The organism is Nocardia sp. NPDC005745, from assembly GCF_040630775.1.
Taxonomy (GTDB): domain Bacteria; phylum Actinomycetota; class Actinomycetes; order Mycobacteriales; family Mycobacteriaceae; genus Nocardia.
In genome coordinates, this window is the sequence record NZ_JBEXYF010000014.1 from 1 (window position 1) to 24,120 (window position 24,120).

Here is a 24,120-nt window from a genome sequence, read left to right on the forward strand (position 1 = left end):
GAGTCCGCGCTGTTCGGACCGAATCGGCGTGGGGCGCAACATCTCCGCGCCGCTTGCTCCTTCGTCGCGTACGCGACGGCCACGCAAACGCGAGCCGGGCCGCGAACGGCGCATGCTCGGTCTCGCTTCGCTCGGAACCGGGAGTTGGGGTGTGCTGGGCGCGTAGGGCGCGAGCTTTGGGCATCGTGCACGCGGTTCGCTGTGGTCGGCGGTTGTTCCGTCGGCCGGTGATCAGTCGCGGAGGCGGGGGACGTGAGCTGGGCCGCGGACGGCGGATGCTCGGTCCCGCTTCGCTTGGAACCGGGAGTTGAGCTGGGGGGTGGCGTAGGGCGGAAATCACACTAGCTGGGGCTCAGCTGTCTCGGGCGCTTGCTTCTTCAGCATGGGCGCCGCGGTGCGGCGGGATTCGGTGAGTGCTTGAAGTCGGGATTCAGGTTCTGGGGCTCGCGGGGTTGCCGTCGCAGCCAGGTGCATAAGCCGTGGTGACCGGCCCGGGCGGCGGAGGTGACGTCGATGATCAAGCGGCCAGGGACGCGTGTGGGTGGCTGAGGTGGACGTGCTTCGCCCTCGCGCGTGGTTTCTCGGCGCGCGGAGGGAGGTGGGCGGAGCTATCGGTGGCGGTAGCGCAGTTCGTACAGTTCGCGGTCGTGATCGGTGCACTTGCCGTGGTCGACCAGGTCGGGGCTCAGGCCGTGCTGGATTAAGCGGAAGCGGCGCCAGACGTAGCTGAGCGCGACCGTGAAGACGATCAGCGGGACGATCATCATCACGATCAAGCCGATCTTCAGGGGCAGCGGTCCTGGGAACAGCAGCACCAACGCGAAGAACGGGATGATCGGCCCGATGAAACGGACGAGATAGCGCTCCATGGCCCCGTGGCCGACGAGGTCGTGGGTGACCCACTCGTGCAGCTCCTCGGGGAGCTCGCGGCCCAGGTCGTAGGCGATTCGCTGCCCAAATGTGGGGGTCTTCATGCTTCTAGGCTATGCCTGTGGTTTAAGTCACCGCTAGATGTCGCTGGGCCTCAGGCGCGCCCGTGCCTGCGCTCGTAGTCGAGGCGGTCGCGCTCGTCGCGGCGCCGGGCGTCGGCGTCGGCGAGCGCGGGGTCGAGACCATGCTTGATCAACCGGTGGCGCCGGTAGACGTACAGCAGCGCCACCGTGAAGTAGATCAGCGGGATGTACAGCAGCGCCATCATCGCCAGACCCATCCACAGCGGGCCGGGCAGCAGCAGGAACAGCATGAGCACCGGCAGCACGGGCACCAGGAACCGCAGCAGATAACGCCGCGTAGCGCCGGGCCCGACCAGGTCCTCCCGCACCCATTCGGACATCGATTCCGGCAGCGTGCGGCCGAAGACGTAGCCGATCCGCTGTCCGAACGAAGGTGTAGCGCTCACGACTCCAGCATCCCGACTCCGCCACCACCGGCGCAACCGACCCACCGCGCCGCGAGCGACATGGCATCCCGAGGCGCTCGGCGAGGGCCATAGGTCTCGACCGACCGCGACCATCCCGTCTGTAGGCGGCCCTCCGGACGAACACGGTGTTGCGCCCCGGGCGCGGCGAATCGAACGGATCAGACCGAATCCGCGTGGAACGCGGTGATCTGGGTGACCAAGTTGTGGGTCGTGTGCTGCACGGCGATCTTGACGAACGGCTCGATGGTCTTACCGAGGGCCCGCCCCGCCAAGCCGCCGGGCACCCGGTAGTCCACGATCGCGTCGACGGTGCACAAGCCCTCGCCCTTGTCGTGGAACAGGAACGTGGACTCGACGTCGAAACCCTTGATGGACTTGACGCCGATCGCGAAGTCCTTCTCCCAGCGGATCACTTGGATCCGCGACTTCAGCGAGGCGGGCCCCAGCTTCATGTGCCCGTCGAACGCGGCGCCGACACCTTCGGTCTGCTCACCGACCGGGGTGAAGGACTGGATGCCGTACAGGAATCGCGACAGGTTCCGATAGTCGTTCACATAGGCGAACGCGGACTCCGCCGAGGCCGAGCAATCCTCGACGATCTTCACTTCGGTCATGCGCAGACCATAACGGGTGCGGTCGGACGTAGGCCGTCCTCAGCCCGCGCATGGCCGGAGCGAAGGCGGAGGTACGCATAACCGGGCCCCGGCGGTACGGCTCAGGCTGTCACCGCCAGGGTCGCGGCGAGCCCGAAGGCCAGCGCCATCACCACCACCTCGGCTACCGCGCGGCGCAGCGAGTCCTTCGCGTCCATCCGGTGATCCGCCGCCTTCGGCACCCAACTGCGCCGCCACCACCAGCCGAGGGCGAGTAAACCGAGCAGCACCACGGTCTTGGCGAGCAGGATCCGGCCGTAGCCGGTGCTGACGAACGGGGTTACCCCTCCGACCCGGATCAGTCCGTTGAGCAGTCCCGTCACCGCCACGACCGCCACCAGGGGCAGCGCCACCGCCGAGTACTTCGGCAGCACGACCGCCCACTCACCGCGGGTGCGCACGACCAGCGCCAGCGCGATCAGCAACCCGAACCAGGCGCCCGCCGCCAGGGCGTGCACCGCCGCGAGCACGGAGCCGAACGCCTGCTGCGACATGTGCCCGGTGATCGGCCGCAATGCCAGCGCGACCGCCGCGAACACCAGGACGAGGTCGGCGGAGGCGGACGCGGGCCGCCGGAAGGCCAGCGCCGAGCCACCGGCCACCGTCGCGACGCCGATCAGGATCGCGATTCCGACCTGCCCACCGCTGACGTCGACCAGATAGGTGCCGAACTCCTCGGCGCCGAGTTCGCGCGCCGGAACGCCGACCACGTCGGCGGCCTCGAAGACCAGCACGGCGAACTCGGCTACCGCCCAGATCCCGGCGAGCACCGCCAGCAGCCGCCAGGGTGTGAGCAAGCGCGGCGCGATCCTGGGCAGCGCGGCCAAGCCGAGCGCGGTCGCCCCGACGCCATCGGCCACCACCCGGACCACGGCCTCCCCTGGCAACGGGACCGGCCGGATCAGAACCCAGGCGAGCGCGACGCCCAGGAGCCCGGCCGGGATGGTCAGCAGCAGTACGGGCCAGGGCATTCGGCCGGGAGCGCGCCGAGCGCCACCCCGGCCGCCGATCTTCACGCCGTTCACCGCTTGGAGTCGCGGTTCCTGCCGCCGAACAACGCGAACGCGAGCCCGCCGCCGAACAAGACGACCGCGCCGACGATGAACACCCACAGCGGGATACCGTCCGAGCCGTCCGAGCCGTCCTTGGCTTTCGCATTGGGTTTCGGTCCCGGCGTGCCATTGCCGGGCTTGCCGAGCGTGAAGTGCCGCTTGCCGCTGACCGGGTGTCCGTCGGCCGAGGTCACCCGGTAGGCGATGGTGTACTCGCCGACCGGTCCCAGCTCGCCCAGGACCACGCTGACCGTCTTGCCGTCGACCACCGGATCACCCTTCGACCACAGATTGCCGTCCGGCCCGACGACGGTGAGCGACGGGAAGCTGGGCTGCAGTTCCTCGTTGAACGTGACGCTCGCGCGCTCCGGGCCTGCGTCGACGGCCGCGTTGTCCTCCGGGACGCTTCCCGTCGCCGCGGAGTGCGCGGCGGCCACTCCCGTTGCGGCGATACCGAATCCGAGCAGGAACAGCCCCGCCACCACGGCGGCGAGGAGACGGCGGGTCATGCGCGCCGCCCGCGGATCACGTTGCCGAGGCCGAGCGCGACACCGAGTAGACCGAGCGCGAGACCGATCCCGCCGAGCCAGCGGGCCGTCTCGTCGTCGTGGTCGTCGTCGTCCGCTTCGGCTTCGCTGCTCACCTGGTGCCCGTCCGGCGCGTGGGATTTGCCCGCCGTCAGGGTCACCGAGGGAGCCGGATGTTCGGGTTCGTCGCCGTCCTTGCCGACCGGCTGATCCCAGCTGACCACCTTGCCGTCGGAATAGGTCTGCTTGGCGGGGAAACTGACCGAATCCAGGGCGGGCAGCGGGCCGACGGAGACCGCGAAACGCTGGAACTGGCCGGGCGGAATGCCCGGCGCGCCCGGGTCGGCGGTCCAGGTGATCGCGGTGATCTCCTTCTTGTCGTTGCGTTCGACCTTTGCCGACCATCCGGGAATCGATTCGGTCCGAGCCGATTTCAAGTTGGGCAGGGTGACGGTTAGCGCCGTGGTGCTCGCGGTGTCGGATTCGGTGGGCACCCGGAAGGTGGCGACGGTGTATCCGCCTTGGGTCGCGCCGGGAGCGTCCACCGTGACGTGGGCCGCGGCGGTACCGCCTGCGAACAGGGCGAGTGCGGTTGTGGTGACCGTCGTCGCGACGGCGCGCGAGATCGAGCTGTGCATGCTGAAGCCTCCTGTGAAGGGAAAGGTGTCGGGGATCAGACCGACACCGGCGGCGCGCGCGGACCGAGCGCACCGAGCGGAGCACAGCGATGGGGCAGGAGACCGGGATCCGACCAGGTCGGTGCACCGGCGATCCGCGCGCGGCGCGGCGGAGCGAATATCGCGCGCAGGGCGGCGGAGGCCGCGGCGTAGAGCCGCTCGGTGAGCACGATCAATGCCGCGCAGCAGACCGTTGCGGCGGTGTGCGCGAGCAGCATCCATCCGGCCGGCAGCGAGGAAGCCGTTGTGGGCGACCCGGTCCCGGGGTGGTCGTGACCGAGCAGAACCGACAGCGCGGCGTGGCTCAGCAGCTGGCTAGCGCCGAGCAGCCCGGCCAGGACGGACGGGCGCGTGCACACCCGCACGGCTCCCGCGGCCGAGCCGGCCACGGCGGCGATCAGCAACAGCAACGTCAGCTCGGTGGAGCCCGGCGCACCGCCACCCGCTGCCCCGTGCGCCGCCACGGCGAGCACACCGACCAGCACGCCGACCAGGCCACCACGCAGGTGGCCGGTGATCGGGTGCGGGGGCATGAGAGAAGGAGGGTCAGCGCACGCCGAGCCGGGCCAGGATGTCGGACTCGATCCCGGACAGCTCGTGCGAGATCGACGTATGCACCGAACGGCGCCGGTTGGCGGGCATCTGGTCGGCGGTGTGCACGGCGGCCGTCAGGCTGCCGAGGCGGTCCTTGGTGGCGGCGACGAACTTCTGCGTCTCGCCTTTGTCCTTGCCGTTCTGCGCGCCGATCTTCAGCAGCGCCGCTTCGGCATTCGTGATGCGCGCCTGCAGCTTGGCGCCGTGTCCGGTGAAGTCGCCGAGCTGGTCGACGCCGACGCCGAGTTGCTGGGCGCGGCGGGTGTCGAGCTGCCCGCGCAGGAAGGTCGCGCCACGGTAGGCGAGCGGAGCGAGCACCGGGATGAGCACACGCGCCACGCCGAGGTACTTCTTCACCTGGCCGGCGCTGAACGGATCGCGCTCGGCCTTGGCGGCCGCCTTCAGCGCGGCTTTCTCCTCCGCCTGGAACGCCGCGATCTGCGCCTTGGCGACCTTGCGCTGGGTGCGGGCCTCGGCGCGGCGCGCTTTGCGGTCGTTCTTCGCGGCGAGCCTGGCCTCGATCGCGGCCTTGTGCTTGAGGGCTTTCGCCTCGGCCCTGCGGCTCGGCCGCCGCTTGCGCTTCGTGAACAACCCCATCGAAGGCCCTCCGTCATGCTGGTTCGCCATGGCAGTACGACGCCGGGGAAGCCCGTCCGCCCATGTCACACGCTTTGCCGCCACCCTATCGGGTCCGCAGCGTCCGCTGCGAGGGTAGTGCGGCCCAGGCGCTGGAATTCAACACTGTCGGGGGTAGGGACCATACTGCTTAGCGTGGATTCGGACATCGGTGACCAAGACGGTCTCAAGCGCGACGGAACGGCCGTGGATCGAGCCACCGGCGCGCCGACCGCCTTCATCGATGCCAGGGCGCTGATCGGCTGCCGCCATCGCCTGCGTCTGGACGCTACGCACCCCGACGCACTGGTGGGCATCTCCGAGGACGCGGGTGTACGCCAGCGCCGGGATGCCGCAGTCGCGCACCGCGCCCGGGTGTGCGACGCGCTGGTCGGCGCCGACCCGGACGCCTGGGTGGTGATCGATCCCGGACTGCGCGCCGCCGAGCGCGCCGAAGCGACGATGCGCGCGTGCGAGATCGGCGCACAGCACATCTGGGGCGGCCTGCTACCGCAGGAGCCGGACACCGGCAGGCGCGGAGGTTCGGAGATCCTGCTGCGCGACGCCGATCGCGGCGGGTACATCCCGATCATCGTGGTGAACCACAAGGTGACCGACCCGCGTCAACCCGAGCGGGCCGACTTCCACCCCATCACCTCGGACCCCTATCGCTGGAATCCGCAACCGGATCCGCACCGCAAACTCCGTCAGCAGCCGCGCGACCAGCAGCGGCTCGCCCATCTGCACCGGATGCTGCAACGGCACGGCCTCGCCAGCCCCGCGCTGCTCGGCGGCGTGATCGGCTTCGACTTCGATCGCATCCTGGTGCACGATCTGGCTCCGCTGCTGGCCGACTACGACCGCCGCTACGCCGACCGGATCGCGGTGGTGCGCGGCGAGCTGCCCACCATCCCGTCCAAAGTGCCCGAGTGCAGGCAGTGCCCGTGGTGGACGCGCGGGGTCGATGGGCCGAGCTGCGAGGGCTGGCTGATCGAGCATCGCGACGTCAGCCTGGTGGCGCCCGGCTCCCGAGCCGAGGTACTGCGCAGGCACGACATCGAGACCATCGACGAACTCGCCGCGTGGGTGGGCGAGGAACCCGAGGACTGGCAGCACGGCCCGTTCGACGAGGCCGTGGTGACGGCGCGGGCGTGGATCGCGGGCTCGCCGCTGGTGCGGCGGGTCGAGCAGGTGCGGGTGCGAAGGGCGGACGTGGAGGTCGACGTCGATCTGGAGAGTTTCCAGGAATACGGCGCGTACCTGTGGGGGACGCTGCTCGACGGCGTGTACCGCCCGTTCGTCACCTGGGATCCGCTGCCCACCGAGGACGAGGGCCGCTCCTTCGGCGAGTTCTGGACCTGGCTGATGACGGTGCGTGCGGAGGCGGCCGCGACGGGTAGAACGTTCGCCGCGTATTGCTATTCGCGTACGGCGGAGGACAAGTGGCTGTACGAATCGGCGCGCCGGTTCGCGGGCCGCCCTGGCGTGCCGACGGTGGAGCAGGTGCGCGCGTTCGTGGACGGGCCGCAATGGGTGGACATGTTCCAAGCCGTGTCGGACCAGTTCATCTGCCCGAACGGCAAGGGACTCAAGAAGATCGCGCCGGTCGCCGGGTTCTCGTGGCGTGATCCGGAGGCGAGCGGCGAGGCGTCGATGAGCTGGTATCGGCTCGCGGTCGGTTACGACGGCGCCGCGCCCGACCAGACCCAGCGCACCCGTTTGCTGGAGTACAACGAGGACGACGTGCGCGCCACCCAGGTGCTGCGCGAATGGATGACCACCCGTGCCGACGAAGAGGTTCCCGGTCTCGCCGACTTCCGGCCGGTTACCGATCCGCGATCGCACGGTGTCGTCCCGGATTACGCCTCGGTGCCACCTTCGGCCACGTAGTCCGAGCGCGGCGGTACCATCGCCGACGTGACAGAGCACGTCGAACAACTCGAGTTCCAGGCAGAGACACATCAGCTGCTCGAGCTGATGATCCATTCCGTCTACTCCAACAAGGACACCTTCCTGCGGGAGCTGATCTCGAATTCCTCCGACGCGCTGGACAAGCTGCGCCTGGAGTCCTTCCGGGACAAGGATCTGCACGTCGACACCTCGGACCTGCACATCGAGCTGGGGGTCGACAAGGACAACCGGATCCTGACCGTACGGGACAACGGCATCGGCATGTCGCGCGCCGAGGTCGTCGACCTGATCGGCACCCTCGCCAAGTCCGGTACCGCCGAGCTGCGCAAGAAGCTGAACGAGGCGAAGTCCGAGGCCGCGGCCGAGGAATTGATCGGCCAATTCGGCATCGGTTTCTACTCGACGTTCATGGTGGCCGACAAGGTCACGCTGACCACCCGCCGCGCGGGGGAGACCACCGGCACCCGGTGGGAGTCGAGTGCGGGCAGCTCCACCTACACCATCGAGGAACTGGACGAGGCCCCGCAGGGCACGTCGGTCGCGCTTCATCTCAAGCCGGCGGACGAGGAGGATCACCTCTTCGACTACACCCTGGAGTGGAAGCTGCGCGAGATCGTCAAGAAGTACTCCGACTTCATCGCGTGGCCGATCCGCATGCAGGTGGAGCGGACCGTCACCGAGGGCGAGGGTGAGGACGCCAAGGAGACGACCATCCTCGAGGACCAGACGCTCAACTCGATGAAGGCGCTGTGGACGCGTCCCAAGAGCGAGGTCTCCGACGAGGAGTACAAGGAGTTCTACAAGCACGTCAGCCACGGCTGGGACGATCCGCTGGAGATCATCCCGTTGAAGGCCGAGGGCACCTTCGAGTACCAGGCGCTGCTGTTCATCCCCTCGCACGCGCCGTTCGACCTGTTCACCCGCGAGCACAAGCGCGGTGTGCAGCTCTACGTCAAGCGGGTGTTCATCATGGACAACTGCGAAGAGCTGATGCCGGAGTACCTGCGCTTCGTCAAGGGTGTGGTGGACGCGCAGGACCTGTCGCTCAACGTCTCACGCGAGATCCTGCAGCAGGACCGGCAGATCCAGATGATCCGCAAGCGCTTGGTGCGGAAGGTGCTGTCCACGGTCAAGGATTTGCAGGGCGCCGAGGACCAGACCAGCTACCAGACGTTCTGGAAGGAATTCGGCCGCGTCCTGAAGGAGGGCCTGCTCTCGGACTTCGACAACCGGGAGACCATCCTGCAGGTCTCCTCGTTCGCCTCGACGAACTCCGAGACCGAGCTGACCACGCTGGCCCAGTACGTGGAGCGGATGCCCGAGGGGCAGGACACGATCTACTACATGACCGGCGAGACCCGCCACCAGGTCGAGAGCTCGCCGCATCTGGAGGCGTTCAAGGCCAAGGGCCGCGAGGTGCTGATCCTGACCGACCCGGTCGACGAGATGTGGGTCGGTTCGGTGCCTGAGTTCGACGGCAAGGCGTTCCAGTCCATCGCCAAGGGCGAGGTCGACCTGGAGACCGAGGAGGAGAAGAAGGCCTCCGAGGCGCTGCGTGAGCAGCAGGACAAGGACTTCGCCGAGGTGCTGACGTGGCTGGGCAAGACGCTCGAGCAGAACGTCAAGGAGGTGCGCCTGACCAACCGGCTCACCACCTCCCCGGCCTGCCTGGTCGGTGACGTGTTCGATTTCACGCCGATGCTGGAGCGGATGTACCGCGCCTCGGGTCAGGCGCTGCCGGAGAGCAAGCGGATTCTGGAGCTCAACCCGGCCCACCCACTGGTCACCGGTCTACGCGACGCGTACGCCGCCAAAAAGGAGGAGGCCGACGCGGGCACGGCGACCGAGCTGTCGGAAACCGCCGAACTGCTGTTCGGCACGGCGGTGCTCGCCGAGGGCGGTGAGTTGAAGGATCCGGCGCACTTCGCCCACATCCTCACCGATCGGCTGACCCGCACGCTGTGAACCCGCCCGCGACCGGAGGGCCACATCGAGGTTCTCCGGTCGCGGCCGGTGCGGTCGGCGACGTTTCGGCCATTTCTCGGTTACGGTGACCGTCGAGGTGGCATATTCGCAGGACTGGGGAGTATGCCCCCGGGTGGCGCGGTTAGATGTGGATGCCTGAAAGGATCGTCACAACATGTCCGCAAACCCGCTTGCCGTCGCCGAGCCATGGGATCTCGTCGCCGACGGGTACGCCGAGTTCGCGCCAACCATCATGCGACCGTTCTCGGCGAGGGCGCTCGAGTTCGCCTCGTTGTCCCCGGCGTCGCGGATCGTGGATGTCGCTGCGGGGCCGGGCACGCTCGGTCTGCTGGCCGCGGGCCAGGTCGCGCAGGTCGAGGCGATCGATTTCGCGGAGTCGATGATCGCCCGCTTGGCGAAGGACGCCGCTGCCGCCGGGCTGACGAACATCCGAGCGCGGGTGGGCGACGGACAGAATCTGCCGTACGAGTCCGACCGGTTCGACGCCGGGTTCTCCATGTTCGGCCTGATGTTCTTCCCTGACCGTGCTCGTGGTTTCGCCGAGCTGTTCCGGGTGCTGCGGCCGGGCGGCACCGCGGTGGTGTCGAGCTGGGCGCCGATCGCGGACTCACCGCTGATGCGGATGATGTTCGGCGCCCTGACCGCGGCCGACCCGAACATCCAGGAGCCGCAACCGAACTTCTTGAGCCTGGAGAATCCCGAGGTCTTCGAATCCGAGATGCGCGGCGCGGGTTTCGAGGCGGTGTCCATCCAGCGGCATTCGATCGCGCTCACCTTCGGCAGCCCCGAGGAGATGTGGGAGACCATGGTGCGCAGCAGCGCCCCGTTGGAGCTCATGCGCCACAGTGTGAGCGCGGAGGTCTGGGGTCGGCGCGCCGCCGTCATGAAAGCGTTTCTCGCCGAGAAGTACCGGCCGAACTATCCGTTGTCCACCACGGCCTATCTCGGTATCGGGCACAAGCCGCAGACGTGAAAGACGGCAGCGCGCGGCCCTGCCAGGGAGGGGCCGCGCACTGCCGGAGTAGCGCAGCGCGATCAGCGCGGCGCCATGCGCAGCGCGCCGTCCATGCGGATGGTCTCGCCGTTCAGGTAGTCGTGCTCGACGATGTACTGCGACAGCTGCGCGTACTCGTCCGGACGGCCCAGGCGGGACGGGAAGGGCACCCCGGCCTCGAGGCCCTTGCGGTATTCCTCGGTGACGCCGGCCAGCATCGGGGTGTCGATGATGCCGGGGGCGATGGTGTTGACCCGGATGCCGAACTGGGCCAGGTCACGCGCGGCCGGAACGGTCATGCCGTGCACGCCGCCCTTGGAGGCCGAGTAGGCGATCTGACCGATCTGGCCCTCGAACGCCGCGACGGAAGCGGTGTTGATGACGACGCCGCGCTGGCCGTACTCGTCCACGGCATCGGTCTTGGCGATCGCGTCGGCGGCCAGTCGCATGACGTTGAAGGTGCCGAGCAGGTTCACCGTGATGACCGTGCGGAACAGCTCCAGGTCGTGCGGGCCGTTTTTGGACAGGATGCGGCCCGCCCAGCCGACGCCGGCGCAGTTGACCACGATGCGCAGCGGCGCGCCGGACTCGACGACCTGCGCGACGGCCGCGGCGACCTCGTCGTTGCTGGTGACATCGGCGGGAATGAGGGTGACCCCGGCGGGCACGTTGTCGCCCGCGCGCTCGATCGACTGCGGTACATCGAGCCCGAAGACGGTGGCGCCCAGTTCGGCGAAGCGCTTGGCGGTGGCGGCGCCGAGGCCCGATGCGCCTCCGGTGACAATGGCGGCGGAACCCGAAATCTCCACGATGGTCCTCTCGTTCGTGACAGCCAGTTGGCCTTTCGTCAATTGCACCCTAACCGGTGCGCGGCGCGCGGCCCTGCACGGCTCCCGTGACCCGTTCCCGGCGCGCACCCTCTTCGACCGGCCTGCGGACCCGACCGCGCAGAATGAAGCGGCCCAGTTCAGCTCGACCGAACACCGGAGTCACCGCATGACCGAATCGGCCCTCAGCGCACGTCTGCCCCGAGGCAGGCACGGCCTGCCGCGGGAGCAGGTGATCGCCTCGCAGCGCGAGCGGATCCTCGTCGCGACGGCGGAGGCCATGGCCGAGAACGGGTATATCGGAACCTCCGTCGCGGCGATCCTGAAACGGGCCTGCGTGTCGCGGGAGACCTTCTACGAGCAGTTCCGGTCCAAAGAGGACTGCTTCGAAGCGGCCTACGAGCGTGCGGTGCAGCTGTTGCTCGACCGGATCGCCGAGGCCACCGGGACGGAAGACGAGGCGGACGCCATCACTCGCATGGACCGAATCCTTCGCGCCTATCTCCAGTATCTTGTGGACGACCCGGCCAGCGCACGGCTGTTCCTGGTCGAGGTCTTCGCGGTGGGGTCGGCGGCGATCGCGCGCCGGGCTCGGCTGCTGGAGCGGTTCGTCGAGCTGATCGCCGACGTGCTGGACGCTCGGACCGAGTCGCAGCGCTTCGCTTGCCAGGCCGTGGCCGCGGCCATCGGTTCGATGGTCACCGCTCGGATCGCGGCAGGGGACGTGGGCGGTCTGCCCGCGCTGCGAGAACCGCTGCTGGATCTGCTGCGCCGGGGTGGCGGACTGTATGGAGCGGCGCTGGACTCGTGCGGCGAGCAATCCGCGTGAGCAGCAGCGCGGCACCGGCCAGCGCGGGAGCCAGCGCCGCGAGTCCGGCGACGGCGGCGCCGCCGAGGGCCGGTGCGGCCGCGCCGAGCAGGGTCGCCGAGCCGAAGTAGAGGAAAAGCAGACCCGAGCCGATGCCGATGGCGTGTTCCGGCAGATGCTTGCCGACCAGGATGCCCACCGCGATGGCGAGCGCGTCGGCGGCGACCATGCCGATGGTCGAGCCGAGCCAGACGCCCACCCAGTCGTAGTCGGTGGCCAGCGCGGCGGTCGCGAACATGGTGCGATCGCCCAGTTCGGCGAGCAGGAACGCGGACAGCACCACGAAGAACGGCGCCCCGGCGGCCTTCGGCGTCTTCGGTTCGGGATCGTCGTCGCCGGCGCCGAAGTGTTCGCGCAGGGTCCACAGGCCGACGGCCAGGAAGGTGACGGCGGCGACCAGCGCGATAGCTCTGGTGGGCAGGGCCGCGCCGAGGAAGTGACCGACGCCGACCGAGATCAGGTGAACCGCGGCGGAAGCCGTCGCGATACCGCCCAGGACCACCCACCAGCGATAGCGCAGCGCGAACGTCAGCGCCATCAGCTGGGACTTGTCACCCAGTTCGGCGAGAAAGACGATGCCGATGCTCAGCAAGACGGTGGCGATCATGTGTGGCGGTTCTCCCAGGTCTCCGGCCTGCCGGTCGGAGATGCGGGGGCTCCGGCCGACAACGAAATGGTTGTCCAGGCCGAAGGTCTCGCCCACCGGACGGATGCCGGTTCACACAGCCGGACCCGCCGGTGGGCCGGAGGGCCAGTATGTCGACTGCGTGATTGGGGGCTACTCCCCTTCGCTGTAGCCGACTCTACCCGGCGGAACCGGCTCCTGCCAACCCGCTGTCATCGAAATCGCCATGCGCACAATAAGTTTGGCGATCCAACCGGCGAATTTCGGTTACCCTCACGCGGCCAGCAGCATAGCCAGAACCGCGGTATCGGGATGGCTGATCGGGTCCAGTCCCACCCGGCTGACCAGCGAAGTGATCGTTCCGTCCGACTCCGCTTCCACCCACGCGGCACGGTGCTCCAGCCCCAGATGGGGCACGCCGGGCAGCAGCACGCAGCCGGACGCAGCGCCGGCGCATTCGGGCAGCGAGGGGCGGGTTTCGGAAGGAGGATGCAACATCAGCAGCGCCGGGGGCACATGCTCGGCGAAGTGGCCCGGCTCGACGGCTTCCTCGCCCAACACCGGACCTTCGGCCAGCACCAGGCCGACTGTGCCGGGCGCGGGATCGTCGGGCAGGTCCTCGCGGACCCCGAACACCGTCGAGGTCGTCAGCAATCCGGGTAGCGTGGCCACGCGCACGGCCAGGACCAGCACCTGAGCCCACTCCTTGGTGGTGTCCGGCCAGCGGCCGGAGATCAAGAAGCCACGCAGCGACCCACGCGAATGGAACGGCGTGATGCCGATCGGTTCGTTCGTGCGCATTTCTGCCTCCCGTTGTCGAACCCGGGGGCGACCTTGCCCGTCCCTTTTTGGTGTGGATCCCGAATATGAACCACGAGTCACCTGGCACACAAGTACCAAAGAGTGCCAATCGGACAGTCGGACGGAGATCGGCGGGCAATCGGGCTGCGCACGCGGCGGATCCGGCCCCACCTCGCCGGGCCCGAATTCGTGGTCACCGGGCGGGGTTCTCGGCAAAGTGCCCGCGTCGCCGGGAAACAGAACGGGCCCGGGAATCCGGCCGCGCGTGGCGGACGGATTCGCGGACCCGGTTCCGGTGCTCGATCCGGCTCAGCCGAAGATGAGGCCCTTGGCCTGCGAAGTCGCCTTGGCGAAGCGCTCCTGCACGTCGGCCCAGTTGACGACGTTCCAGAAGGCGGTGACGTAGTCGGCCTTGACGTTCTTGTACTGCAGGTAGAAGGCGTGCTCCCACATGTCGACCTGCAGCAGCGGGATGATGCCCAGCGGGACGTTGGCCTGCTGGTCGTAGAGCTGGAAGGTCAGCAGCTTCTGGCCGAGGGTGTCGAAGCCGAGCACCGCCCAGCCCGAGCCCTGCAGACCGTTGGCCGCCGCGGTGAACTGCGCGCGGAACTTGTCGAACGAACCGAACTGGTCGTCGATCGCCGCGGCGAGTTCGCCGACCGGCTTGTCGCCGCCGTTGGGTGAAAGGTTCTTCCACCAGATGGAGTGGTTGACGTGCCCACCCAGATGGAACGCGAGGTTCTTCTCGTGCAGGAAGATGGCGCTGTGATCGCCCGACTCGCGAGCGGCTTCCAACTTCTCCAACGCGGTGTTCGCACCGGCGACGTACGCGGCGTGGTGCTTGGAATGATGAAGCTCGTTGATCTGCCCGGAGATGTGGGGCTCCAGGGCGCTGTAGTCGTAATCCAGATCTGGCAGCGTGTACTCAGCCACGATGTCCCTTCCTATGTCGGGCCGGTTGTGCCCGTTGTTCCGAGCACAGCCAACCATCATTCGTACACCCGGTCGATTCCAACTCGGGCCCACGCCCGCACATTCCGGTGACGCCGCTCACAGCCCGCGGGTCGCGCACCGTCACATCACGCACATCGGCCCCACTGGAAACGCACGCGTAGCATCGAACCATGTCGTGGTACGACGAACTAGTGGGGCGTCTGAGCCTCCCCGAACCCGTCATGATCGCACCCGAGCGAGCCCTGCCCGGGCGGGCGGAGCCGCTCGACGTGCCGGATACCCACTACGTCAACGGTCACCCGATCCACCCGCCGTTTCCCGAAGGGCTTCAGCTCGCGGTCGTCGCGATGGGCTGTTTCTGGGGCGCGGAAAAGGGCTTCTGGGAACTCGACGGGGTCTACACCACGGCGGTCGGCTACGTCGGCGGATACACGCCCAACCCCACCTACGAAGAGGTGTGCAGCGGACGGACGGGACATACCGAAGCCGTGCTCGTCGTGTTCGATCCCGCGGTGATCGACTACGCGGGCATCCTCAGGCACTTCTGGGAGAACCACGATCCCACCCAGGGCATGCGTCAGGGCAACGACCGCGGCACCCAATACCGCTCGGCCGTTTTCACCTTCGGCCCGGAGCAGGCCGATCTCGTGCGCTCGACGGCCGAGGCGTACGGCAAGCGCCTGGCCGCGGCGGGGTACGGGCGGATCACCACGGACATCGCGCCGCTGCCCGGCTCGGCGGCCTTCTACTACGCCGAGGGCTATCACCAGCAGTACCTGGCGAAGAACCCCGGCGGATACTGCCCGGTGCACGCCACCGGAGTGAGCTGCCCGGTGGGCACGGGCGCCTGAACGACCCGACACGAAAAACCGCACATCCGGTCGGGCGGATGTGCGGTCGGCTCGCGGAGATCCCGGGTGCGGAGCTCACAAGGGCGGAGCGATACCGGGACGCATCGCCCGTGGATCACCCGCATCGTGCGCCCGCCACCACCGCGCACCACCCTCGATGAAGTCCGCCAAGGGAATCTGCTTGCCCCGCGTGTCGTACACGACGATGTCGTCGAACCACACCCGGACGTCCAGCTCGCGCGGATCGATGCCCTCCTCCTGGGAGAACTCCAGAACGTGCGCGGACTCATGATCGTCGATCCTGGTATCGAAGCTGAGCAGTTCGCTCCACAGCGCCCAGCTGCTGTCGTCGAGATCGATGAACTCCCAGCCGTGCAGCCGCCCGCCGCCGAAGCTGCGGATCGCCTCGTCCAGGCCGTCCAGTTGCAGCGGCAGCACCCGGGGTTCCAGGTCGTCCCAATGCTGCGTGCGCAGTGACGCGGCGACCCGGCTCACGCGGGTGAACCGCACCTGCACCCGGCTGTCCTCGGCGGCCGTCCCGTGTTCGGGGAGGGTCAGCACTTCGAGGTCGAGTCGCAACTCGCCCGCGGTCTCGTCGACCGCGAGTCCGAGGCACGTGGCCTCGGACAACGCGACGTTGAGCCCTTCGGTGTCCATTCCGTGGCGTAGCCCCCTGCTCACGTTCATGCGCTCAGGCTACCGATCGTCGACGCCGGATCGCGGCATTTCGGCGGCGTTCTGAATTTCATGGAACCGAACGCGCCCCGGCCCCGTCCAAGTAGATGTCGGAACCCCTTCGGCCGCGGGTTCCGATGTCGGCGACGAATGGCCGCTCCGGGATCACTAGGAGGGGAGTCCCGGATCGGCCATTCGCACCGCGCGGCCGTTAGGGGGTGAATCCTGTCACGTATCAGGTATCAGCCCTCTGATCCGGACCAGAAGTATGGAAACACCCCGAAGCGGTAGCTGATAAGTAGCGGAAACGCTCCGCCAACGCGGCAAAATGCCCTCGACAGCTGCGCCTTGTGGATCAACCTGTGGATTATGTGGATAACTTCGCCCGAGTTATGCACAACCCGCATCGAGCGGGGGCGTGGTCGGTTCCGGAAGGGAGAACATACCCGAAGTCGTCGCCCGCTGTCGAGGCCGCTCTCCAGGCATGGAACTGCACGGCGGCCCGCCGCCCATGGCAGGATCGAATCTGTGACGAGCCCCCACGTTCCGTCGGTCACGGTGGAGGACGTGCCTGCCGAATTCGACAGCGCGCCCGCGTCGGCCGACACGCCGCGACCGATCCTGCTCGACGTCCGCGAGGACGACGAGTGGCGGCTCGGACACGCCCCGGGTGCGACTCACATCCCGATGGTCGACGTCCCCGCCCGGATCGACGAGCTGGACTACGACGCGGAACTCTATGTCATCTGCAGGCAGGGCGGCCGGTCCTTGCAGGTGGTCGAATATCTCGCGCACATCGGCTATGAGGCCGTTCAGGTCCGCGGGGGCATGGTGGCGTGGCAGCAGGCCGGCCGCCCGCTGGTCGCGGAGGGCGACCACGAGGCGAAGATCTACTGACGAAAGAACGAGGTGCGCGGGTGAGTACGGTGGTACAACCTTGTGCGCGCTGCGGTGCGCGCTGGGCCGTGCAACGGGCGCCGATGCACTGGTGCCCGCGTTGCCGCGGCGTGCTCCTCTCGCCTGCGCCGATCGACGCGCCCGCCGACCGTCGCAACTACCGCTGGGTGGCCCGTAAACCGGATCATCGCGTCCGCAGGCAGCCGCCAGGGCCGGCCGAGCAGAGCCGCACACCTCGCTACACGCGGATTCCGCGCTGGGGTCTGATCGATGCGCCACCGCAGGCCGTGGGCGCGGTACGCCGCCCGCTGGGCAAGTTGACCGACTCGGTGACCGTACTGCTCGTCGCGGCCACGGGCGTTTTCGGGCTGGCGGCCGTCGCCGAGCTGGCGCGCTATGCGCTCTTGCTGCACAACCGGACGCGCCTGATCCACCCCGTCGTGCTCTTCGCCTCCGACGCGTTCGTGATCGGCGCGGGGGTGCTCGCGATCCTGATCGCATTGCTGGCGGCCTTGTCCGCGGTCGGAAGGCTGATCGAACTCAGGCGGGCGGCCTACGACGCCGTGGGCCGGAGCGACCCGCGGTCGCCGCGGGCGCTGATATCCGGCTGCCTGATCCCGGTGGTCAACTTGCTGTGGCCCGGGATCTTCCTGATCGAAGTGGCCGCGTTGAAAGGTGATCCCCGGGCGGTACGAGCGGCCCGGATCTGGTGGGCGGCGTGGGTGTTCGGCGGGGTCGTCGCGACGGCCGCGCTACTGTGGCGCACCGCGGATTCGTTGCAGGCGGAGGCGGACGGGGTGTTGTTCACCGCCGTCACCGACGTGGTCGCCGCGGCGGTCGCGCTGCTGACCCTGTGGGTGCTGCGCACGCTCGAGGGACGTGACCTGCTCGGTCGGCACCGGACCGCACGCCGCTGGCTGATCGCGGTCGACCCCGCCGTGCCGGTGATCGAGCCGGTGCATCCCGGCGGACGCGAACACGCGGCCGAACCGGCGGGCGCCGAGCAGGCACCCGAGGACAACGGTGCTCAGGACCGTGAGCAGGAGGAGGTTATGGCCAAGTGAGCCAGGGCAGTCGCGCGCCATTCGTCGTCGCGCATCGAGGCGCCTCGGCGGCGCGTCCCGAGCACACGCTCGCCGCATACGAGCTGGCGCTGCAGGAGGGCGCCGACGGCGTCGAATGCGATGTCCGGCTGACCAGGGACGGACATCTGGTGTGCGTGCACGATCGCACCGTCGACCGAACCTCCTCGGGCAGCGGACTGGTCAGCGAGATGACGCTGGACGAACTGCGGGCTCTCGATTTCGGCGCCGACGGCTCGCCCGCCTCGGTGCTGACCCTCAGCGAGCTGATCAGCCTGGTGCTGGACTGGCGCAGCAGGCCGACCAAGCTGTTCATCGAAACCAAGCACCCGGTCCGCTACGGCGCGCTCGTCGAGAACAAACTGCTCGCCGAGCTCCAGCGCTTCGGCATCGCCACCCCGGCCTCCGCCGACCATTCCCGGGCCGTCGTGATGTCGTTCGCGGCCACCGCGGTGTGGCGCATCCGCCGCGCCGCGCCGCTGCTGCCCACCGTTCTGCTCGGCGAATCATCGCGCTACCTGGGCGGCTCCGCGGCCACAACCGTCGGAGCCACGGCCGTCGGCCCCTCGGTGAAGACCTTGCGCGAACACCCCGAGCTGGTCGACAAGGCCGCCGCCGCAGGCCGCGCCACCTACTGCTGGACCGTCGACGACGCCGACGACGTCCAACTGTGCGCCGACCTCGGCGTCAGCTGGATCGCCACCAACCACCCCGGCCGCACCAAGTCGCTGCTCCCGGCCGCCTGAATCGGCCGCGCGGGGCGAACGAGCGCATGCCGATCGGACCATCGGCTCCATAACGATCGCACCAGCCGCTCTCCCGCGTACGGCGAAAGCCCCACCCGCCCGCCGCGGGGATAGCCGTGGCATCCACAACACAGCCGCCCGCGAAGTCGGGGCGCGTACGAGAGCCGCCGCATCTGCGATCCACCGTGCAACGGCGTTCGCTGCCGCGTCCTGACGACGGCGCAACCCCGTTCGCGCGGTGACCGCATGATGCACCAAACCACCTCAACCACAGGTCTCGAGGGCGCGATACCACGCAGTGCCCGTTCGCCACACCGAGTCGCGCACCCCATGCCCAGAACTCGAAAGCCAAGTATGCCCAGCTCACCTCGACTCCCGGTTTCGAGCGAAGCGAGACCGAGCATCGGCCGCGAACACTCAGCGCCGCAGGCGCTGGAAAACCAACACAGCGAACACGCCGCGCCGCGGGCGCGGCCGGTCCGACACTGTGTAGGTTGACCCCTCGTGGGTAAGAGCAAGCGCAACAGTCCTAAGCCCGGGGGGAACCGGGCCCAGCGTCTCGCCGAGCGGCGGGCAGCGCAGGAGCAAGCGGCACAGGCCGTCACGCGTCCGTTCGAGGGCTTGGCCGCGGAGTGCGATCTGGTCGCGCTCCGTGAATTCGTTCCCTCGGCTACCGCGCGGTTGACGCCGGTGGCGTCGGTCGCAGCCGAGCGGCCGGTCGTGCTCGCCACGGTGCTGCCCGGCGCGGTGGCCGCGCTGGTGCGCGCCGGCGACGAGCCCAGCGGGTACGTGGGCCTGCAGACGCAATTCCAGGGCGCCGACCCGGCAGCCGATCTGGCCGCGGCGATCCTGTGGACCCAGTCCGCCGAGCCCGGTGATTCGCTGTCCTCCGTGGCGAGCGTCGCGGGCGGCCCGCGGCTGGCCGATGTCATCGATCCCGCCGCGCGCCTGGAGCTGACCGTGCACCAGGACTTCGACTGGTGGGTGCCTGCCGGAGTCGAGCCCGACGCGCAGGTCGCCGCCACCATCGAGCAGGCCAAGCAGGCGATCATGCCGTCGGCGCGGCTCGGGCTGGACGCGGACGCGATCGGCGCGGCCTGGTGGGTGGACGCGGGCGAGAAGGCGCATATCCGCTGGGTGCGGCCGGAGGACGAGGACGCGCTGATGCTGGCGCTGGCTCGGCTGCACGCATCCGGCGGCCTGCACCTCGGCGAGGGTTCCCGATTCGCCGGGTCGTTCCGTACGCACGGCGTTCTGGTCCCGGTGTTCGACTTGGACCCGGAGCGGCACCCCGACGAATGGGTGAAGCCCGCAACCGAATTCGGTGCGCGCCTGTCCGAGGCGCTGGCCGTCGACGCCCCGCTGACGGCCGACGAGCGCCGCTCCCGTGACGGCCTGCGGTCACGTCAGGTCACACTGCGCTGAGTACCCGGTCGACGGGATTCATGCGAAATACCTATCGATCCGCGGCGCCGCTTTTCGATTGCCGCCGATAACGCTGGAAGATAGGGAAGTCTCACCGAACTATCGACGGAAAGCGGCCGAAACCGTCTCGCGCGGATTCGGCGGGCAAAAAGACCCGAACAGCGGCAGGCCCGGTTCCTGATAAGAAACCGGGCCTGTTCGCCTTCTCGGCGCGAGCTCCGTCAGACGGAGCCGCCCGCCACCGAAGGCGCACCGGAGGTATCGCTCGGGCCGCTCATTTCCCGGGCGACGAAATCCTCCAGGTCGAACAGGTTCGACCCGGCGCGATCGGCGATGGTGAGCAGTGTGGTCATGTTCGCGACTTCCTCGACCTGTTCCTTCAGGAACCACTGCATGAACTGTTCGCCGAGGTAGTCGCCCTCTTCCCGGGCGGTGCTCGCCAGCTGGATGATCTGCTCGGTGACCGTCTTCTCCTGGGCGAGCGCGAGCGCGATCGGCTCCCGAGCGCTCTCGAAATGCGATTTCGCCGCGTCGATGCCGGAAATCTCGACGCTGATATCCCGGTCCAGGAAGTACCGCACGATCATCATCGCGTGATTGCGTTCTTCGACCGACTGCTTGTAGAACCGCTTGGCCAGCTGCGGCAGGTCGGCATTGTCGAACCACACCGCAATCGCGATGTACTGATGCTCGGCATTGAATTCGTGCCGGATCTGATCGTGCAACAGGCTGTGAAATTTGCTGCGGGGTGCATCCGGATGGCTTGACATGGCATCGACATTAGCGCTGGTCAGATCGCGTGTCATCCAAGTGCAACCTTATTGAGGCTAGTGTTGCCTAATTAATTCCGCGCCGCTCCAGCCATTTTCGGCGCCGGTATATCGGTACGCTGCCGCGCCCGCATCTCCCGGGCGACGAACTCCTCGACGTCGAACAACTGTCCGTCGGCGCGGTCGAGTACGGCCAGCAGCGTGGTCATCCGAGCGACGCTCTTCACCTGTTCCTCCAAGAACCACCGGACGAATCGTTCGCCCAGATAGTCACCGGAGCCGCGGGCCGCGCGGGCGAGATCGCTGATCCGGGTGCTGCGGTCCTGTTCGATCCCCAGCAGCAGAGCGATTGCGCCGCGCGGGGTTTCGAAGGTCGATGTGATCTCCTCCAGACCCCCGATCTGCACCGGGAGATCCCGATCCAGCAGGTACTGGACCATGCGCAGCGCATTGCCGTGGTGCTCGCGTGACCGGCCGTAGGCGTGTCCGGCCAATTGCGGCAGTCTGCGCGAGTCGAAGTACACGGCGGCGGCGAGATACTGCTGGGCGGCGGTGAATTCGTGACGGATCTGCGTGCGCAGCAAGTCGGGGAAGGACTCGTCGGCCTCGTCGGTGTCCGGCATGGCATCGACGCTACCGCGTCAGCAGATCCTCCGGAACGGCACGGTCGGCGGCCAATGCGTTGAAGAAGCGGCCGGCCTTCTCCTTGTCCCACAGCAGCACGTTGCCGCTGTCGGTGTCGTCGAATCCGCCGATCGGTACCGTCGTGGCGACGGTTTCGCCGCGCAGCGCCCAGCCCAGCCCGCCGAGGTCCCAGATGTGGTCGCCGTTGTCGACCTTCAGCGACTCGGCGGTGTCGGAGGCCAGCGGCCAGAGCTTGAACGGGTTGGCGAGGGTGGCGCCGCTGGTCGCCTTCTTCAGCAGGGCGGCCATGAACAGGCGCTGATTGTTCATCCGGTCGATGTCCGCGAGCGCGGTCGCCCGGCTGCGGACGAAGCCCAACGCCTGTGGTCCGTTCAGCCGCTGGCAGCCCGCGGGCAGGTCGATGCCGGCGAGCGGGTCGTCGATCGCCTTGGGGACGCACACGTCGATGCCGCCGAGGGTGTCGACCACGCCGGCGAAGCCGCCGAAACCGATCTGCGCGTAGTGGTCGATGCGCAAGCCGGTGGCGATCTCCACGGTCTGCACCAGTAGCGCGGGGCCGCCGATGGCGAACGCGGCGTTCAGCTTGTCCTTGCCCTGGCCGGGGATGCCGACGTACGAGTCACGCGGCAGGCTGACCAGGGTGGTCTTGCCCGATTTCGGCACGTGCACCAGCATGATCGTGTCGGTGCGCTCGGGACCCACCTCGCCGCCGGTGGCGAGTTCCTGCTCCTGCTCGGGGGTCAGCTCGCCGCGGCCGTCGGAGCCGACCAGCAGCCAGTTCGTGCCGGGGGTGTTCCCGACCCGCTTGGCGTAGTTCGCAAGCGCGGGGATGCGGTTGAGCGAGTTGTCCAGTTGGATGACGGCGCCGACGGCCGCGATCACCAGCACCAGCAGGATCACCAGGAACCAGCGGAACGGGTGTCGCTTGCGGCGCGGTCGCGGCGCTCGCGGCGGGCGCTCGCCACGCGGCGGCACGGGCGGTGGGCCCTCGCGGAACGGCCGTGGCTTCCGGGGCGGTGTGGGCGGCGGACCTTCGTGATAGGGCACCGGGCGCTGCGTGGGCGCATGCGTAGGAGCTTCGTGATGCGGCGCCGGGCGCTGCGCGGGGGCGTGCCTGCGGGCCGGGGGAGGCGGCGGCATGCGACGTGCCTGTTCCGGCGGGACCTGCGAATATGCCAGCGGCTGCCCGTGCGGGTCGATCGCGCCATCGCGACGCATCACCTGGGTGGGCTCGATCGGCGGCGGCGCGCCGGGGCCGGGCGGTGGCACGCGGCGGCGCATGGGAGGCTCGCCGGGTCTGCCGGGCGGCGGCATCCGGCGCATGTGCGCGTTGCGCTGGGGGTCGTCGCCGTTCATCACTGAAACTCTACTTATCGGGCGGTTGTGAGGTGTCGCATGTGGACACCGGGCGCACACGGAAGCGGCGCTGCTTCCTAATTCGCAGGCGGCGCCGGGTTGTTAGCGTTCCGCAGGGCACGGTTGCGTCACGGGAGCCACGAAACATGGCCACGCAGAACGGTATAGCCGAGATAGGCGACCGCATCGATGGTCGCATGCGCGAGCACCAGCGGCCACAGCCGGTTCGTGCGCTGCCAATAGCGGCCGAATATGACGCCCATCACAAAATTTCCGAGTCCTCCGCCCAGTCCCTGATACAGGTGATAGCTGCCACGCAGCAACGCCGAGGCCAGCAGCGCCGAGTTCGCCGACCATCCGAGCCTGCGCAGCCGGGTGAGCAGGAACGCCACCACGATGACCTCCTCGGCCAGGGCATTCGCGCAGGCCGAGAGGATGAGCGCGGGCAGCCGCCACCAGTAGTCGCCGAGCGAGGCGGGCACGATCGTCACGCTGAGGCCCAGTGCGTGGGCAAGGAGGTACAGTCCCAGCCCCGGTAGTCCGATGATCGCGGCGAGCGTCAAGCCGGGTAGCACGTCCGCGCGCCACCGGAGCCGATTCGCCAGCCCGATCAGTCGCGGCCCGATGCCGCCGCGCCACAGCAGATATAGGCCCAAGGCCGCCCACCCGGCCAGCCGCAGCACACTGAGCAGCTGGAACAGCAGGTCGATAGTGGATTGCGTGGATCGCGACGGGTTCAGCGCGACCGTCCGCCCACCGATCCCGCCCGGCGCGAGCGCACTCTCCACCAGCGAGAGCGCGGCGCTGAGCCCGCTGAGCCCGAAGGTGACGAGCAGCACCACCGCGATCTCGAGTTTGAGCGCCAGCCGCTCGCGATCGGTCGGCTCGGCCTCGTCCCACTGGGCATCGGACTCCGCACGCATGGGTCGAATCTATTGCGCTCGACCGGTTGGGCGCGCGGCGCGTCACCGTCGAGTCCCGTGACGGTTCGGAACCCGCCCGTTCGGTGCGTCACCACGCATCGTGTCGTAGTCGCTACAAGCCGGCCTCCGCTGTGGTCGGCCTGCGTGGTGCTCGGGCGGGGTCACATGATCGAGCCGGTTCGTGAACGAGCGGCCAGACCTGTGGAGTCGGGCCGCACCGTCACCTGGTTCTGCTGTGCGGTGCGC

25 protein-coding genes and 1 pseudogene are annotated in these 24,120 nt (G+C 68.6%); 9 read left to right on the forward strand and 17 right to left on the reverse strand.

The features are described 5' to 3' along the window. Positions 1-608 precede the first annotated feature (608 nt). The 8 genes from ABZ420_RS16425 to ABZ420_RS16460 form a co-directional block, all read right to left on the reverse strand. A complete protein-coding gene (locus ABZ420_RS16425) occupies positions 609-974 on the reverse strand; it encodes a DUF5313 family protein (protein WP_357122916.1) in 366 nt (121 codons plus the stop codon). 50 nt (positions 975-1,024) lie between these two features. Further along, positions 1,025-1,399, reverse strand: coding sequence for a DUF5313 family protein (locus ABZ420_RS16430; RefSeq protein WP_040864169.1), 375 nt, complete (start codon positions 1,397-1,399; stop codon positions 1,025-1,027). Positions 1,400-1,578: 179 nt separating this feature from the next. Further along, on the reverse strand, positions 1,579-2,034 hold the full coding sequence (locus tag ABZ420_RS16435) for an SRPBCC family protein (protein ID WP_357122919.1): 456 nt from the start codon (positions 2,032-2,034) through the stop codon (positions 1,579-1,581). 101 nt (positions 2,035-2,135) lie between these two features. Continuing rightward, a complete protein-coding gene (locus ABZ420_RS16440) occupies positions 2,136-3,044 on the reverse strand; it encodes a CopD family protein (RefSeq protein ID WP_357123327.1) in 909 nt (302 codons plus the stop codon). Positions 3,045-3,094: 50 nt separating this feature from the next. Beyond that, a complete protein-coding gene (locus tag ABZ420_RS16445) occupies positions 3,095-3,634 on the reverse strand; it encodes a copper resistance CopC family protein (RefSeq protein ID WP_357122922.1) in 540 nt (179 codons plus the stop codon). After that, a complete protein-coding gene (locus ABZ420_RS16450; RefSeq protein ID WP_357122925.1) occupies positions 3,631-4,290 on the reverse strand; it encodes a YcnI family protein in 660 nt (219 codons plus the stop codon). Before ABZ420_RS16450 ends, ABZ420_RS16445 begins: the two co-directional genes overlap by 4 nt. A 35-nt stretch (positions 4,291-4,325) precedes the next feature. Beyond that, positions 4,326-4,862 carry a hypothetical protein gene (locus tag ABZ420_RS16455; protein ID WP_357122928.1) on the reverse strand — a complete coding sequence of 179 codons (537 nt, stop codon included), beginning with the start codon at positions 4,860-4,862 and terminating at the stop codon, positions 4,326-4,328. Between the two features lie 13 nt (positions 4,863-4,875). Beyond that, a complete protein-coding gene (locus ABZ420_RS16460; RefSeq protein ID WP_040864172.1) occupies positions 4,876-5,520 on the reverse strand; it encodes a DUF6474 family protein in 645 nt (214 codons plus the stop codon). A gap of 225 nt (positions 5,521-5,745) precedes the next feature. Between ABZ420_RS16460 and ABZ420_RS16465 the strand changes: the two genes are divergently transcribed. The 3 genes from ABZ420_RS16465 to ABZ420_RS16475 all read left to right on the forward strand — a co-directional run bounded on the left by ABZ420_RS16465 (position 5,746) and on the right by ABZ420_RS16475 (position 10,408). Next, complete coding sequence (locus ABZ420_RS16465; RefSeq protein WP_357123330.1) at positions 5,746-7,428, forward strand: TM0106 family RecB-like putative nuclease; 1,683 nt, start codon at positions 5,746-5,748, stop codon at positions 7,426-7,428. Between the two features lie 27 nt (positions 7,429-7,455). After that, positions 7,456-9,414 (forward strand): molecular chaperone HtpG, encoded by a 1,959-nt coding sequence (gene htpG / locus ABZ420_RS16470; RefSeq protein WP_357122931.1) that lies wholly within the window; start codon positions 7,456-7,458, stop codon positions 9,412-9,414. Between the two features lie 175 nt (positions 9,415-9,589). Next, positions 9,590-10,408, forward strand: a complete 819-nt coding sequence (locus ABZ420_RS16475) for a methyltransferase domain-containing protein (RefSeq protein WP_357122934.1) — start codon at positions 9,590-9,592, stop codon at positions 10,406-10,408. Between the two features lie 62 nt (positions 10,409-10,470). Here ABZ420_RS16475 and ABZ420_RS16480 read toward each other — a convergent pair whose 3' ends face one another. Next, complete coding sequence (locus tag ABZ420_RS16480; RefSeq protein WP_040864299.1) at positions 10,471-11,238, reverse strand: SDR family NAD(P)-dependent oxidoreductase; 768 nt, start codon at positions 11,236-11,238, stop codon at positions 10,471-10,473. Between the two features lie 187 nt (positions 11,239-11,425). Between ABZ420_RS16480 and ABZ420_RS16485 the strand changes: the two are divergent. Next, positions 11,426-11,641: pseudogene (locus ABZ420_RS16485) on the forward strand (helix-turn-helix domain-containing protein); the annotation flags it as partial. A gap of 313 nt (positions 11,642-11,954) precedes the next feature. Here the strand turns inward: ABZ420_RS16485 and ABZ420_RS16490 are convergent. From ABZ420_RS16490 to ABZ420_RS16500, 3 genes are all read right to left on the reverse strand, one after another. Further along, positions 11,955-12,731 (reverse strand): TMEM165/GDT1 family protein, encoded by a 777-nt coding sequence (locus ABZ420_RS16490; protein WP_357123333.1) that lies wholly within the window; start codon positions 12,729-12,731, stop codon positions 11,955-11,957. 291 nt (positions 12,732-13,022) lie between these two features. Next, on the reverse strand, positions 13,023-13,550 hold the full coding sequence (locus ABZ420_RS16495; protein WP_040864175.1) for a hypothetical protein: 528 nt from the start codon (positions 13,548-13,550) through the stop codon (positions 13,023-13,025). 309 nt (positions 13,551-13,859) lie between these two features. Then, the gene (locus ABZ420_RS16500; protein WP_039794275.1) at positions 13,860-14,483 is read right to left on the reverse strand and encodes a superoxide dismutase; all 624 of its coding nucleotides are present in this window, start codon (positions 14,481-14,483) and stop codon (positions 13,860-13,862) included. A 191-nt stretch (positions 14,484-14,674) separates the two neighbouring features. Between ABZ420_RS16500 and msrA the strand changes: the two genes are divergently transcribed. Further along, positions 14,675-15,355, forward strand: a complete 681-nt coding sequence (gene msrA / locus ABZ420_RS16505; protein WP_357122938.1) for a peptide-methionine (S)-S-oxide reductase MsrA — start codon at positions 14,675-14,677, stop codon at positions 15,353-15,355. A 75-nt stretch (positions 15,356-15,430) separates the two neighbouring features. On the opposite strand, the gene ABZ420_RS16510 is transcribed toward msrA, so the two are convergent. Next, positions 15,431-16,042 (reverse strand): hypothetical protein, encoded by a 612-nt coding sequence (locus tag ABZ420_RS16510; RefSeq protein ID WP_357122941.1) that lies wholly within the window; start codon positions 16,040-16,042, stop codon positions 15,431-15,433. A gap of 546 nt (positions 16,043-16,588) precedes the next feature. On the opposite strand from ABZ420_RS16510, the gene ABZ420_RS16515 reads away from it, so the two are divergent. The 4 genes from ABZ420_RS16515 to ABZ420_RS16530 all read left to right on the forward strand — a co-directional run bounded on the left by ABZ420_RS16515 (position 16,589) and on the right by ABZ420_RS16530 (position 20,180). Continuing rightward, positions 16,589-16,927, forward strand: a complete 339-nt coding sequence (locus ABZ420_RS16515; protein ID WP_062967049.1) for a rhodanese-like domain-containing protein — start codon at positions 16,589-16,591, stop codon at positions 16,925-16,927. 20 nt (positions 16,928-16,947) lie between these two features. Beyond that, on the forward strand, positions 16,948-17,991 hold the full coding sequence (locus tag ABZ420_RS16520; RefSeq protein ID WP_357122944.1) for a DUF4328 domain-containing protein: 1,044 nt from the start codon (positions 16,948-16,950) through the stop codon (positions 17,989-17,991). Then, positions 17,988-18,755 carry a glycerophosphodiester phosphodiesterase gene (locus ABZ420_RS16525; RefSeq protein WP_357122947.1) on the forward strand — a complete coding sequence of 256 codons (768 nt, stop codon included), beginning with the start codon at positions 17,988-17,990 and terminating at the stop codon, positions 18,753-18,755. Before ABZ420_RS16520 ends, ABZ420_RS16525 begins: the two co-directional genes overlap by 4 nt. Positions 18,756-19,259: 504 nt before the next feature. Next, positions 19,260-20,180, forward strand: a complete 921-nt coding sequence (locus ABZ420_RS16530) for a DUF5926 family protein (protein ID WP_357122950.1) — start codon at positions 19,260-19,262, stop codon at positions 20,178-20,180. 221 nt (positions 20,181-20,401) lie between these two features. Here the strand turns inward: ABZ420_RS16530 and ABZ420_RS16535 are convergent, their stop codons facing one another. The 4 genes from ABZ420_RS16535 to ABZ420_RS16550 form a co-directional block, all read right to left on the reverse strand. Then, positions 20,402-20,950: a ferritin gene (locus tag ABZ420_RS16535; RefSeq protein WP_357123337.1), complete on the reverse strand. Its 549-nt coding sequence runs from the start codon at positions 20,948-20,950 to the stop codon at positions 20,402-20,404. A 71-nt stretch (positions 20,951-21,021) separates the two neighbouring features. Beyond that, entirely contained in the window at positions 21,022-21,573 is a 552-nt protein-coding gene (locus tag ABZ420_RS16540; RefSeq protein ID WP_357122953.1) for a ferritin-like domain-containing protein, read from the reverse strand. 10 nt (positions 21,574-21,583) lie between these two features. Then, positions 21,584-22,951 carry an LCP family protein gene (locus ABZ420_RS16545; RefSeq protein ID WP_357122956.1) on the reverse strand — a complete coding sequence of 456 codons (1,368 nt, stop codon included), beginning with the start codon at positions 22,949-22,951 and terminating at the stop codon, positions 21,584-21,586. 128 nt (positions 22,952-23,079) lie between these two features. After that, complete coding sequence (locus ABZ420_RS16550; protein WP_357122959.1) at positions 23,080-23,874, reverse strand: CPBP family intramembrane glutamic endopeptidase; 795 nt, start codon at positions 23,872-23,874, stop codon at positions 23,080-23,082. Positions 23,875-24,120: the final 246 nt, after the last annotated feature.